This is a genomic window from Amycolatopsis sp., assembly GCF_036008905.1.
In the GTDB taxonomy this organism is placed as follows: domain Bacteria; phylum Actinomycetota; class Actinomycetes; order Mycobacteriales; family Pseudonocardiaceae; genus Amycolatopsis.
In genome coordinates, this window is the sequence record NZ_DASYMU010000022.1 from 1 (window position 1) to 13,616 (window position 13,616).

Consider the following 13,616-nt stretch of genomic DNA (forward strand, 5'->3'; position numbering starts at 1 on the left):
ACCGTGAAGGAGCCCGCGCACGACGTCGGTGGCGGCCGCCTGGTGGCCACCGTCACCGACCCCGGCGGCAACGTCCTCGGGCTGCTGCAGGACCGCTGAGTGCCGACCCAGGAGCTGATGGAGACACGATGAGCATGGCCACGAGGGCGGAAACGCAGTCGCCTGCGCTGTACGTTGCCGACAGCCACGATCTGATCCGCGTGCACGGCGCGCGCGTGAACAACCTCAAGGACGTCAGCGTCGAGATCCCGAAGCGCCGGCTGACGGTGTTCACCGGCGTCTCGGGCTCGGGCAAGAGCTCGCTGGTGTTCGGCACGATCGCCGCGGAGTCGCAGCGGCTGATCAACGAGACCTACAGCGCCTTCGTGCAGGGCTTCATGCCGACGCTGGCGCGGCCCGAGGTCGACGTGCTCGAGGGGCTGACGACCGCGATCCTCGTCGACCAGGAGCGGATGGGCGCCGACCCCCGCTCCACGGTCGGCACCGCCACCGACGCCAACGCCATGCTGCGGATCCTCTTCAGCCGGCTGGGGCAGCCGCACATCGGCTCGCCGCAGGCGTTCTCCTTCAACGTCGCCTCGATCAGTGGCGCCGGAGCGGTCACCCTCGAGCGCAGCGGGCGCACGACGAAGGAGCGGCGAAGCTTCAGCATCCTCGGCGGGATGTGCCCGCGCTGCGAGGGCCGGGGCGCGGTCAACGACATCGACCTCACCCAGCTGTACGACGGCAGCAAGTCGCTCAACGACGGCGCCCTCACGATCCCCGGCTACAGCATGGACGGCTGGTATGGGCGGATCTTCACCGGCTGCGGGTTCTTCGACCCCGACAAGCCGATCGACAAGTTCACCAGGAGACAGCTCGACGACCTCCTCCACAAGGAGCCGACCAAGATCAAGGTCGACGGCATCAACCTCACCTACGAGGGCCTGATCCCGAAGATCCAGAAGTCGATGCTGTCCAAGGACGTCGACGCGCTGCAGCCGCACATCCGCGCGTTCGTGGAGCGGGCGGTGACGTTCACCACCTGCCCGGAGTGCGGCGGCACCCGGCTCAGCGAGGCTGCTCGGTCGTCGAAGATCAAGGGGATCAACATCGCCGACGCGTGCGCGATGGAGATCAGCGACCTGGCGGCATGGGTCCGCGGCGTCGACGAGCCGTCGGTGGCCCCGCTGCTGCACTCGCTCCATCGGACCCTCGACTCGTTCGTGGAGATCGGCCTGGGCTACCTCTCGCTCGACCGGCCGTCGGGCACGCTGTCGGGCGGCGAGGCGCAGCGCGTCAAGATGATCCGCCACCTCGGCGCGTCGCTCACCGACGTGACCTACGTGTTCGACGAGCCGACGGTCGGGCTGCACCCGCACGACATCCAGAGGATGAACGACCTGCTGCTGCGGCTGCGCGACAAGGGCAACACCGTGCTGGTCGTCGAGCACAAGCCGGGGACGATCGCGATCGCCGACCACGTCGTCGATCTCGGCCCCGGCGCCGGTACGGCGGGCGGCAGCGTGTGCTTCGAGGGCACCGTCGAGGAGCTGCGGACCGGCGGTACCCTCACCGGCCGCCACCTCGACGACCGGGCCACCCTCAAGGACGCGGTGCGGGCGCCCACCGGCACGCTGGAGATCCGCGGCGCGGCGACGCACAACCTGCGCGACGTCGACGTCGACATCCCGCTCGGCGTGCTGGTGGTGGTGACCGGCGTGGCCGGGTCGGGAAAGAGCTCACTGATCCATGGCTCGGTGTCGGGGCGCGACGGAGCGGTGTCGGTCGACCAGACCCCGATCCGCGGCTCGCGGCGGAGCAACCCGGCGACGTACACCGGCCTGCTCGACCCGATCCGCAAGGCGTTCGCGAAGGCCAACGGCGTGAAGCCGGCGCTGTTCAGCGCCAACTCCGAGGGCGCCTGCCCCACCTGCAACGGCGCCGGCGTCATCTACACGGACCTGGCGATGATGGCCGGCGTCGCGACGACCTGCGAGGTGTGCGAGGGGCGGCGCTTCCACGCGTCGGTGCTGGAGTACACCTTCGGTGGGCGCAACATCGCCGAGGTGCTGGCGATGTCGGTGACCGAGGCCGAGGAGTTCTTCGGCGCCGGCGAGGCACGCACGCCGGCCGCGCACCGCATCCTCGACCGGCTCGCCGACGTCGGGCTCGGCTACCTCACCCTCGGCCAGCCCCTCCCGACGCTGTCAGGCGGCGAGCGCCCGCGGCTCAAGCTGGCCACCCACCTGGCCGGCAAGGGCGACGTCTACGTCCTCGACGAGCCAACCACCGGCCTCCACCTCGCCGACGTCGAGCAGCTGCTCGGCCTGCTCGACCGGCTCGTCGACTCCGGCAAGTCGGTAATCGTCATCGAGCACCACCAGGCGGTCATGGCGCACGCCGACTGGATCATCGACCTCGGCCCCGGCGCCGGCCACGATGGCGGCCGGATCGTCTTCGAGGGCACTCCCGCCGACCTCGTCGCCGACCGTTCCACCCTCACCGGCGAGCACCTCGCGGCCTACGTCGGCACCTGACACGCGGCCCTGGGTGGGTGGCTCGTGAGTGGCTACGAGCGTTAGAACACTCGTAGCCACTCACGACCCTAGGTGTCACCAAGCAAGGCGCGGAGGGCGTCGGCCCGTTCGCTGATCAGGCTCATGCGGGCATTCCATTCGATCGGTTCGGTGTGTGCCGCGGTAGCCGACTCTTGTCCTGGCCACTTGCGGTACAACAGGCCGACTTCGCCGATGAAATACCCCGGATCGACCACGCTGGCGGCAATAAGGAGTCCCGTGTCGTCCGATCCGGGAATCGCCATCCAGCCACCGAGCGCGACCGCTAACGACCGCCGGATACAAATGGTGGTCGGATGGACGGGAAGGCGGAAGTCATGTGCACGCCAATGCTCGACGACCATGCCGGGCGCAAGTCGCCCGGGGTTCGGGTCGTGGTCAAAGCCCGCGGTCGATCCGTCGGGCAGAAGATCCAGTGCCCGTGACGTCGTCCATTGAATCTCCGGGTTCTCGGTGAATGCCTCAATGTCGCGCGCGAGTGAGCCGGGAGTCAAGACGTCGTCCTGGTCGAGATTCTTCACAAGTACACCCATGGTTCTGGCGAGAGCCAGATTGCGGGTTATGGCGACACCGGCGTGTCTGTTCACTTGAATCTTGATTCGACTGTCGCGGGGAAGAATGGCTGAGGTCTCGCCTTTTTCGTCCTGCTGGACGATCCACTCCCATTCCCAATCGTCAGGAAGTTTTTGGTCCTTCAGCGATTCGCAGGCGGCAAGCAGGTACTCGGGCTCGGGGTTGTAAGCCGGGGTGATGATCGATATCGCGGGCATGATCGGTCTTCCCCAACGCTTGAGCACTGCCCTCCGGAGGCAGCGGTGCGATCACCGGATACAACAAATCAGGCCCCTACCGCGTTTCCGCTGGTAGGGGCCTGATCAAAACGCTGTGCCCTGGGCAGGATTCGAACCTGCGACACCTGCCTCCGGAGGGCAGTGCTCTATCCCCTGAGCTACCAAGGCGCATTGCTGTGCAACAACGAAAAGCCTACCGCATCGCCTCGGTGCCCCCTGAAGGTGGTCGCCACGTCGGGGTGCTGACGGTTGGTAGTCATCCCGCCGAACGGGAAGATCCCCTCGGGGGATAGGACGGCACGCTCGATCGGCAGTACCGTCAGGGGGAACTTAGGGTTACCTGCATTGCATACATGCGCATGTGACTATATATTCGGCGGAGCGAGCTCGGGAGGCTACGGCGATGGGTCATGGACACGGACATGGGCATGTTCCGGCGGAGGGCAGTGCCTCCGGCCGGTACCTGCGTGCCTTGACCGCGGCGCTGCTCATCGGCGCGGCGTTCATGGTGCTGGAGTTCGCGGTCGGCTTCGCGACGTCGTCGCTGGCGTTGATCTCCGACGCGGCGCATATGTTCACCGACGTGCTCGGGGTCGGGATGGCGCTGGCGGCGATCATGCTGGCGCGGCGCAGCGGGCCGACGTTCAGTCGTACGTTCGGGCTTTACCGCGCTGAAGTGCTGGCGGCACTGGGGAACGCGATCCTGTTGTTCGGGGTCGCGGGATACGTGCTTTTCGAGGCGCTCGGGCGGATCAGCAACCCGCCTGAGGTGCCCGGGCTGCCGGTGATGCTCACCGCGGCCGCCGGGCTCGTGGCCAACATCGTGTCGTTCCTGTTGCTGCGGTCCGGCGCCAAGGAGAGCATCAACGTCCGCGGGGCGTACCTGGAAGTGCTCGCCGACCTGATCGGCTCGGTCGGGGTCCTGATCAGCGGCCTCATCACGCTGCTGACCGGCTGGCGGTACGCCGACCCGATCATCGGTGTCGCGATCGGGCTCTTCGTCCTGCCACGGACCTACCAGCTGGCCAGGCGCGCGTTGCGGATCCTCTTCCAGCACGCGCCGCAGGGGGTCGACGTCGGCGCCATCTCAGCCGAGCTTGCCGCCCTGCCCGGTGTCGCGGACGTCCACGACCTGCACGTCTGGACGCTCACTTCGGGCATGGAGGTCGCTTCGGCGCACCTCACGGTCAACGCCGCCGCGCAGCAGTCCGCCGTGCTCACCGAGGCGCAGAACCTGCTCTCCACGCGCTATTCGATCGAGCACGCGACGCTGCAGGTCGAAGCCCTCGAGTGCGCCAAACGCTGCGAGCACCTGTCCTGGTAAAGCCGTTCAGGAGGTGGGGAGCGGCTGGGCGTTCCGGGTCTTCAGCATTTGCGTGATGAGGTCCATCTCGGCGCCCTGAGACACCAGGATGCTGCGCGTCAACGCCGTCACCACGCTGTACGACGAGTGGTCCTGCGCGTACTGCGCCATCGCCGTGCCGCCCTGGTGGTGCCGCAGCATGAGCTGAAGGAAGTAGACGTCGAGGGCAGGCCCGGTCAGGGACCGCATCTTCTTCAGTTCCTCGCTGGACGCCATGCCGGGCATGACCACGCCCTCGGCGGGAGCTGTGTTCGTCAAGCCGCTGTGGTCGTGACCGGCCATCGGTTCGGTCATCCACTGCATGTACGCGCCGGTGGTCTGCTCCGGCTGGTCCCAGATCATCAGCCAGCCCTTCATGCGGCCGACCTGCTCGGTCTGGGTGCCGATGATGTCGAACGCGAGCTGCTGGACCTCGGGGTCGGTCGAGTGGTCGCGGGCCCAGTTGGCCATGGTCACCGCCTGCAGGTGGTGGACCGACATGTCCTGGGCGAACCCGACCTCGACCGAACCCGCGGTGGGCAGCGCCGCGGGTTCGTCGGTCAACGACCTGGTGAGGAGCATGCCGATGGTCGCGCCGAGCAGGAGCACGGCGAGCAGGGAGGCGCCGATGACGACGGCCCTCGACCACGTCGGCTGTTCGGGTGCCCGCTCTTCCACCAGGTCGTTGTCCGGCATCGTGTTACTGACCGGGGACGACGGGCGCCCCGGTGTTGCCCGCGGCGTCCGGCTGCGCGCCTTCGGAGCCCTTGTAGTCCATCGCCTTCGCGTCCGGTCCCGGCGGGGTCGGGTCGAACGGCGGCGGGTTGTCCGGGTCGAACGCGCCCGGGCCCATGGCGTCACAGGACGCGCCGACCTCGGGGTACACGCCGTTCGGGTTGCTGCGCAGCGCGGTGATGAACTGGTCGATCCGCGGGTCGTCGGCCTTGTCCAGCTTCAGCTGGTGGCCCCAGGACTGCAGCGAGATCGGCTTGTCGAGGCCGGGGTACGGCGACATCATCGAGTACGGCTTGCCGTCGACGCGGACCTTCAGCAGGTTGAGATCCGGGCCGGTGACCTGCGCGGGGTTGTAGGCGATCCAGATCGCGCCGTGCTCGAGCGAGTGCACCATGTTCTCGGTGCGGACCGCGTTCGGGTACACGATGCCGGTGCACGCCGCCCACGAGCCGTCGTGCGGCCCACCGAACGGCGGGGTCTTGTCGTACGCGACGCGTTCGGTCGCGAGGACGTGCACGCTGCCGGTGTACTGGGCGGTGGTGACGCCTTCGATCTTGGTCGAGGGGTCGGGGTTCTGCGCGGTGGGCGCGTACGCCGCGGCCGCCTCTTCACGGGTCTTCTGCTCCCGCTTGGGCTCGGACTGCACCAGGTAGTACCCGAGAACGGCGCCCAGCAGGGCGACGACGCCGACTACGGCGATGATGGTGCCCCACGGCGTGCCCTTCTTGGACACGACGGAACTACTACGGGTCGCCTTACTGACCTTCTTCGGCGTCCCTTTCTTCTTCTGTGTCCCGCTCGCCATGGCTCCTGCGTTCTCGATTGGGTGATCTGGGCCTCGGCCAGTCTAGAGACCGGGCGTCTGGTCACGGTTAGGGCGTGTCTTGTGGGTCTGTTCGATGGGATTCGTGATTCAGGTGGTTCCTGGTTGTGCCGGGGATTCGCCCTCGTACTTGGGTGTACTTGGGTGAATCCCCGGTGCGACCAGGGGCCGCCTGGGCGCGGATACCGCGAACAAGGCCCACAAGACACGCCCTGACGCATACGGGATCACTTAGGTGGAGCGGCGTCCGCTCCGGGTGGAGTGGGGTCGAACGGCGGCGGGTTGTCGGAGTCGAAGGCGCCGGAATCGCAGGGCGCCCCGACCTCCGGATAGGTGTACTTGTTCAGCGTCAGCGCGGTGAAGAACTGGTTGACCCGCACGTCGTCGGCCGCGCCGACCTTCAGCTGGTGACCCCAGGTCTGCAACGAGATCGGCTGGTCCAGACCGGGATAGGGCGACATCATCGTGTAAGGCCTGCCCTCGACGCGCGCCTTGAGCGAGTCGAGCTGGGCGCCGCTGACCTGGTCCGGGTTGTACGCGACCCACAACGCGCCGTGCTCCATCGAGTGAACCATGTGCTCGGTCCGCACGGCCTTCGAGTAGACGACGCCGTTGCACGCGGCCCAGACGGCGTCGTGGCGGCCACCGAACGGCGGGCTGTAGTCGTAGGCCACCCGCTGCGGAGTCTGCAGGTGGAGGCCGGGGTCGTAGGACTCGATCTTGATGCCCTGGATGCGCTCGGACGGGTCGCGATCGGCGTCACTGGGAGTGAACTCCGACTTGGGCGCCGACGACGCGGAATTGGGCGCCGCGGACGGCTGCGCCGGGCTCTCGTCGCTCGTGCACCCGGCCAGGGTGACCAGCGACAACGCCGCTCCCACCAGTGCCAGGATCCGCCGTCTTCCGCTGTTGGCCATCGCCACCGCCCCCTTCATCACCCGCTCGCCGATAGGCCAGCGGCCCGCACCTAGACTTCGGCAGGTGACTCCCGCCGCTCTCGCCGACCTGGTCCGCAGCTCCGCCGTGCAGATTCTCACCGCGCGGGGGATAGACCTTGCCGTACTGCCGGAGAAGGTGACGATCGAACGTCCCCGTAATCCCGAGCACGGAGACTACGCGACAAACCTCTCACTCCAGGTGGCCAAGAAGGCGGGCATGGCTCCGCGTGAGTTCGCCGACGCGCTGGCCGAGGCGCTCACCGCCACGGACGGCATCGACGTCGCCGAGGTCGCGGGCCCGGGCTTCTTGAACCTGCGGCTCGCCGCGGACGCGCAGGGCGAGCAGGTCCGCCAGGTCCTGGCCGCCGGTGAAGGTTACGGCCTCGGCGACGCGCTCGCCGGTCGCAACATCAACCTCGAATTCGTCTCGGCGAACCCGACCGGCCCGATCCACCTCGGCGGCACCCGCTGGGCCGCGGTCGGTGACGCGCTGGGCCGCGTGCTGTCCGCACAGGGCGCCTCGGTCACCCGCGAGTACTACTTCAACGACGCCGGTGCGCAGATCGACAGGTTCGTGCGTTCGCTGATCGCCGCGGCGAAGGGCGAGCCCGCTCCCGAGGACGGTTATGCCGGCGGTTACATCTCCGACATCGCCGCCGAGGTGCTCCGCCAGGCACCGAGCGCGCTGTCGCTCGAAGAGGCCGAGCGCCACGAGAAGTTCCGCAGCATCGGCATCGAGTTGATGTTCACCGAGATCCGCCAGAGCCTGCACGACTTCGGCACGGATTTCGACGTCTACTTCCACGAGAACTCCCTGCACGAGTCCGGCGCGGTCGACAAGGCGGTCCAGCAGCTCAAGGACTCCGGGAACCTGTATCTCGAGGACGAGGCCTGGTGGCTGCGGTCGACCGAGTACGGCGACGACAAGGACCGCGTGGTCATCAAGCGCGACGGCAACCCGGCCTACATCGCCGGTGACCTCGCGTACTTCCAGGACAAGCGCAAGCGCGGTTTCGACCTCTGCATCTACATGCTCGGCGCCGACCACCACGGCTACATCGCCCGGCTCAAGGCCGCCGCGGCCGCCTTCGGTGATGACCCGGGCGTCGTCGAGGTGCTCATCGGGCAGATGGTCAACCTGGTCAGCGACGGCAAGCCCGTGCGCATGAGCAAGCGCGCCGGCACGGTGATCACCATGGAGGACCTCGTCGAGACGGTCGGTGTCGACGCCGCCCGCTACGAGCTGATTCGCTACTCGGTGGACTCCGGTCTGGACATCGACCTCGACCTGCTTCGCAAGCACTCCAACGACAACCCGGTGTTCTACGTGCAGTACGCGCACGCCCGGCTCTCGTCGTTGCAGCGCGGCGCGGCCGAGCTCGGCATCAAGTTCGACGCCACCGACGTCGACTTCGGTCTTCTCACCCATCAGCGTGAAGGCGACCTGATTCGCACGATCGGCGAATTCCCGGTCGTGGTAAGGAAAGCGGCCGAGTTGCGCGAACCGCACCGGGTCGCGCGATACCTGGAAAGCCTCGCCGCCGCCTACCACAAGTTCTACGATGTCGCCCGCGTGCTGCCGCAAGGCGACGAAGAGGCGACGCCGCTCACCCACGCCAGGCTCGCCCTGTGCGAAGCGGCCCGCCAGGTACTCGCCAACGGTCTCGCGCTGCTCGGCGTCACTGCTCCGGAACGGATGTAATCTCATGGCCCACCCCGCCGGTCCTCGCCACGCCGACGTCTACCCGCACGCGGACGCGTCCGGTTTCCCGCCCGCCAGCGCGGACGAGCTCGACAGGCTGTACCCGAAGGTCTGGCCCCGCAACACTTATCGCGCGCCGGACGGCGTCGTGCGCATCGCGGGCGTCGACGTCCGCGAACTCGCCGAGACCTACGGCACGCCGTTGTTCGTCGTCGACGAAGCGGACTTCAAGTCGCGTTGCGCGGATTACGCCGAGGCGTTCGACGACCCGTCCTTGGTGCACTACGCGTCGAAGGCGTTCCTCTCCATCGAAATCGCGAAGTGGATCGCCGAACAGGGCCTGAGCCTGGACATCTGCAGCGGTGGTGAGCTCGCCGTCGCGCAGCGCGCGGACTTCCCGATGCGGCGGGTCACCTTCCACGGCAACAACAAGTCGATCGCGGAGCTCGAAACCGCCGTCGAAGCCGGGGTCGGCACGGTGGTGCTCGACTCGTACTTCGAGATCGCGCGCCTGGCCGATGTCGCCGCCAAACACGGTGTGGTGCAAGAAGTCCTGATCCGGGTGACGGTCGGCGTCGAGGCGCACACACACGAGTTCATCGCCACCGCGCACGAGGACCAGAAGTTCGGTTTCTCGCTGGCCGCCGGGAACGCCGCCGAAGCCGTGCGCCGCGTGCTCAACACGTCTTCGCTCAAGCTGATCGGGCTGCACAGCCACATCGGCTCGCAGATCTTCGACGCCGACGGCTTCGAGGTCGCCGCCCGCCGCGTGGTCGGGCTGCTGGCCGAACTGGCCAAGGAGCACGGCAACGACCTCATCGAGCAGATGTCCATTGTGGACCTCGGTGGTGGCTTCGGGATCGCGTACACCGACAAGGACAACCCGCCGCCGCCCGCGCAGATGATCACCCAGATCCGGGAGATCGTCCGCAAGGAATGCGAGTACGCGGGCCTGCCCGTGCCGAAGATCGCCGGTGAGCCGGGGCGCGCGATCGCCGGACCCGGCACGATCACGCTCTACGAGGTCGGCACGATCAAGGACGTCTCGCTCGGGGACAACGCCCTGCGCCGGTATGTGAGCGTCGACGGCGGGATGAGCGACAACATCCGCACCGCGCTTTACGACGCCGTGTACGACTGCCGGCTCGTCTCCCGCTCGGCCGATGACGGCGAATCGCCGGACGTCCGGGCCGCTTTGTCCCGAGTAGTGGGAAAACACTGTGAGTCGGGCGACATCGTGGTCCGGGACTGCTGGCTACCCGACACGCTGGCCCCTGGAGATCTGCTCGCCGTCGCGGCGACCGGTGCCTACTGCTACTCGATGGCGAGCAACTACAACCGGCAGCAGCGGCCGGCGGTGGTCGCGGTGCGCAACGGCCAGTCGCGGGTGCTGCTGCGGCGGGAAACGAACGACGATCTGTTGCGCCTGGAGGTTTGAGTCGTGTCCACAAAGGACCGGAGTCCGATCAGGGTCGCCTTGCTCGGCTGTGGGACGGTCGGCGGCGAGGTGGCCCGGCTGCTCACCGAGCAGGCCGACGAACTGGCCGCCAGGGCGGGTGCGCCGGTCAAGCTCGTCGGGATCGCCGTGCGTCGGCCGGACAAGCACCCTGAGCTGCCCCAGGAGCTACTGACCTCGGACGCGGCGAGTCTCGTCGTCTCCGACGAGGTGGACGTCGTCGTCGAGCTGATCGGCGGTATCGAGCCGGTCCGCGGCTGGCTGCTCGCCGCGTTGCGCGCGGGCAAGTCCGTGGTGACGGCGAACAAGGCGCTGTTGGCCGATCATTCGGCCGAGCTTTCCGAAGCGGCGGACGCCTCCGGGGTCGACCTGTACTTCGAAGCGGCCGTCGCCGGGGCCATCCCGCTGCTGCGCCCGTTGCGGGAATCCCTTGCGGGGGACCGGATCACCCGCGTGATGGGGATCGTCAACGGCACCACGAACTACATTCTTTCGGCGATGGACTCGACCGGCGCCGGGTACTCCGAGACGCTCGACGAAGCCAGCCGCCTCGGTTACGCCGAAGCCGATCCGACGGCCGACGTCGATGGTTACGACGCCGCCTCGAAGGCCGCGATCCTTGCCTCGCTGGCGTTCCACACCCGCGTCACCGCGGGCGACGTGCACCGTGAGGGCATCGCCGACGTGACTTCGTCCGACCTCGCGGCGGCGAAACTGCTGGGCCGCACGGTCAAACTGCTCGCCATCTGCGAGCGGGTGAACTCCGACGACGGTGTCGAATCCGTGTCCGTCCGGGTGCACCCGGTGATGATCCCGCGCAGCCACCAGCTGGCCGGGGTCAACGGCGCGTTCAACGCCGTCTACGTCGAGGCGGACGCCGCCGGCGAGCTGATGTTCTACGGTCAGGGCGCGGGCGGTGGCCCGACGGCCAGCGCGGTGCTCGGAGACCTCGTCGCGGTGGCCCGCAACAAGGTTCTCGGCGGGCTCGGCCCGCGTGAATCGGCGCACGCCGCGCTGCCGGTGCGCCCGATGGGGCAGACGCCGACGCGTTACCACGTGAGCCTGGACGTCGCCGACATCGCCGGGGTGCTCGCGCAGGTGGCGCAGGTGTTCGCCGACCACGGGGTCAGCATCGCCGCGGTCCGCCAGCGCGACAGGCATTCCACGGCGAGCCTGGTGGTGGTCACCCATCTGGCGCCCGACGCGGCGCTGCAGGCCACTGTGGACGAAATCGCGAAACTGGATGTTGTGCACGAAGTCGTCAGCGTGATGCGGGTGGAAGGCGAAGACTGAGCATGGTTACCCAAGCCTGGCCGGGCATCATCGAGGCGTATCCGACGCGGATAGCCGTTCCCGAGGGCGCGAAGGTGATCACCCTCGGCGAGGGCAACACCCCGCTGATGCCCGCCCCGCACCTGTCCGAGCTGACCGGCTGCACGGTCTATCTGAAGGTCGAGGGCGTCAACCCGACGGGTTCGTTCAAGGACCGCGGGATGACCGTCGCGATCACGCACGCGCTGGCCAGCGGCCTCAAAGCGGTGATCTGCGCGTCGACGGGCAACACCTCGGCGTCGGCGGCGGCTTACGCGGCGAGGGCCGGGCTCACCTGCGCGGTGCTCGTGCCGCAGGGCAAGATCGCGATGGGCAAGCTCGCCCAGGCCGTCGTGCACGGCGCGCGGATCCTGCAGGTCGACGGGAACTTCGACGACTGCCTCGAACTGGCCCGCAAGACCGCCGCGGATTACCCGGTGACTTTGGTGAATTCGGTCAACCCGGTGCGTATTTCCGGGCAGAAGTCCGCGGCTTTCGAAATCTGTGACGTACTCGGCGAAGCGCCGGACATCCACTGTCTCCCGGTCGGGAACGCGGGAAACATCACTGCGTACTGGGCCGGTTACTCCGAATACGCGAATGACGATGTGGTGAAGAACACGCCGCGCATGTTCGGCTTCCAGGCCGCTGGTGCGGCGCCGCTGGTGCATGGCGCTCCAGTGGCGGATCCGGACACGATCGCGACGGCCATCCGCATCGGCAGCCCGGCTTCGTGGACCGCCGCGGTGAAGGCGAAGGAGTCTTCCGACGGGCTGTTCGAGGCCGTCACGGACGCGAAGATCCTTGAGGCGTACCGGCTCCTGGCCAGGCGGGAAGGCGTGTTCGTCGAGCCGGCGTCGGCCACGAGTGTCGCGGGGCTACTGCTCACCGCGGCCGACGGCCGGATCCCGAAGGGCTCCACCGTGGTCTGCACGGTGACCGGGCACGGCCTCAAGGACCCCGCCACCGCACTGGAAGGCAACATCGAGGTCGAGCCACTGGCCGTGGATCCCGGAGCGGTGGCGGCCGCGCTGGAGCTGGCATGAGTTTCCGGGTGTCGGTGCCCGCGTCGAGCGCGAACCTCGGCCCGGGGTTCGACGCGCTGGGCCTCGCGCTCGGCCTGCACGACGTCGTCGAGGTGCTCGTCACCCATACGGGCCTCAAGGTCGAGGTGATCGACGCCGGTGCCGGTGGCGTCTCCGACGTGCCGACCGACGAGACGCACCTCGTGGTCAGGGCGCTCCGGCGGGCTTGTGAATTCCTCGACATTCGCCCACCCGGGTTGCATTTGCGGTGTTACAACAAGATTCCGCACGCCCGCGGCTTGGGTTCTTCCGCGGCCGCCGTGGTTTCCGGCGTCGCCGCGGGATACGCGCTGGCGGAACGCCCGCTGGACGCCGACGCGCTGCAGCTGGCCGCCGAATTCGAGGGCCACGCCGACAACGCGGCGGCCAGCATGCTCGGCGGATTCGTCGTCGCCTGGTCCGAGGGCGGCCGGTTCTTCGGTGAGCGCCTGGAAGTCCACGCCGGTATCCGGCCGGTGCTCGCCGTCCCCGGTCAGCGTTCCTCGACCGCGGCGACCCGGGGCCTGCTGCCTGCCCATGTTCCGCATGTCGACGCCGCATTCACCGCCGGGCGGGCGGCGCTTTCGGTACTGGCCATGACGTCCCGTCCCGATCTTCTCCTGGCCGCGACCGAGGACAAACTGCATCAGGATTACCGGGCTTCGGCTTATCCCGAAAGTGCCCGGCTGGTGCGCGAGCTCCGGGCACAGGGCGTAGCCGCGGCAATTTCCGGCGCGGGCCCGACGGTGCTGGCGCTGACAACCGGCGGAATACTTCCACCAGGTGTCGGCGTTGTTGGTTTTGACGTCACCGAGCTGCCGGTCGACCCGGCGGGCGTGCGGGTTGCGGCTCTATAAAGGGAAGCGCCACGCGGGGGGTGGTTGTTGCACCGATGC

The 13,616-nt window shown here is 68.1% G+C and carries 11 protein-coding genes and 1 tRNA gene; 7 read left to right on the forward strand and 5 right to left on the reverse strand.

The genetic code is table 11. The features are described 5' to 3' along the window. Window positions 1–128: 128 nt before the first annotated feature. Window positions 129–2,519, forward strand: coding sequence for an excinuclease ABC subunit UvrA (locus tag VGP60_RS04105; RefSeq protein ID WP_327546485.1), 2,391 nt, complete (start codon window positions 129–131; stop codon window positions 2,517–2,519). A gap of 68 nt (window positions 2,520–2,587) precedes the next feature. Here the strand turns inward: VGP60_RS04105 and VGP60_RS04110 are convergent, their stop codons facing one another. Next, entirely contained in the window at window positions 2,588–3,328 is a 741-nt protein-coding gene (locus VGP60_RS04110; protein WP_327546486.1) for a glycosyltransferase family 2 protein, read from the reverse strand. A 116-nt stretch (window positions 3,329–3,444) separates the two neighbouring features. Further along, window positions 3,445–3,517 (reverse strand) — tRNA-Arg (locus tag VGP60_RS04115). Between the two features lie 235 nt (window positions 3,518–3,752). Here VGP60_RS04115 and VGP60_RS04120 point away from each other — a divergent pair. Further along, window positions 3,753–4,673, forward strand: coding sequence for a cation diffusion facilitator family transporter (locus VGP60_RS04120; RefSeq protein WP_327546487.1), 921 nt, complete (start codon window positions 3,753–3,755; stop codon window positions 4,671–4,673). 6 nt (window positions 4,674–4,679) lie between these two features. Here the strand turns inward: VGP60_RS04120 and VGP60_RS04125 are convergent, their stop codons facing one another. From VGP60_RS04125 to VGP60_RS04135, 3 genes are all read right to left on the reverse strand, one after another. Next, window positions 4,680–5,387, reverse strand: coding sequence for a DUF305 domain-containing protein (locus VGP60_RS04125; protein WP_327546488.1), 708 nt, complete (start codon window positions 5,385–5,387; stop codon window positions 4,680–4,682). A gap of 4 nt (window positions 5,388–5,391) precedes the next feature. Then, window positions 5,392–6,231 carry a DUF3105 domain-containing protein gene (locus tag VGP60_RS04130; RefSeq protein WP_327546489.1) on the reverse strand — a complete coding sequence of 280 codons (840 nt, stop codon included), beginning with the start codon at window positions 6,229–6,231 and terminating at the stop codon, window positions 5,392–5,394. A 245-nt stretch (window positions 6,232–6,476) separates the two neighbouring features. After that, window positions 6,477–7,184 (reverse strand): DUF3105 domain-containing protein, encoded by a 708-nt coding sequence (locus VGP60_RS04135; protein ID WP_327546490.1) that lies wholly within the window; start codon window positions 7,182–7,184, stop codon window positions 6,477–6,479. A gap of 46 nt (window positions 7,185–7,230) precedes the next feature. On the opposite strand from VGP60_RS04135, the gene argS reads away from it, so the two are divergent. From argS to thrB, 5 genes are read left to right on the forward strand one after another with little or no spacing between them, the layout of a single operon-like run. Continuing rightward, the gene (argS, locus tag VGP60_RS04140) at window positions 7,231–8,889 is read left to right on the forward strand and encodes an arginine--tRNA ligase (protein WP_327546491.1); all 1,659 of its coding nucleotides are present in this window, start codon (window positions 7,231–7,233) and stop codon (window positions 8,887–8,889) included. Between the two features lie 4 nt (window positions 8,890–8,893). Then, the gene (gene lysA / locus VGP60_RS04145; protein WP_327546492.1) at window positions 8,894–10,327 is read left to right on the forward strand and encodes a diaminopimelate decarboxylase; all 1,434 of its coding nucleotides are present in this window, start codon (window positions 8,894–8,896) and stop codon (window positions 10,325–10,327) included. A 3-nt stretch (window positions 10,328–10,330) separates the two neighbouring features. After that, window positions 10,331–11,638, forward strand: coding sequence for a homoserine dehydrogenase (locus VGP60_RS04150; protein WP_327546493.1), 1,308 nt, complete (start codon window positions 10,331–10,333; stop codon window positions 11,636–11,638). Between the two features lie 2 nt (window positions 11,639–11,640). Beyond that, entirely contained in the window at window positions 11,641–12,702 is a 1,062-nt protein-coding gene (gene thrC / locus VGP60_RS04155; protein WP_327546494.1) for a threonine synthase, read from the forward strand. After that, window positions 12,699–13,577, forward strand: a complete 879-nt coding sequence (thrB, locus tag VGP60_RS04160; protein WP_327546495.1) for a homoserine kinase — start codon at window positions 12,699–12,701, stop codon at window positions 13,575–13,577. The genes thrC and thrB overlap by 4 nt, the downstream gene beginning before the upstream one ends. Window positions 13,578–13,616: the final 39 nt, after the last annotated feature.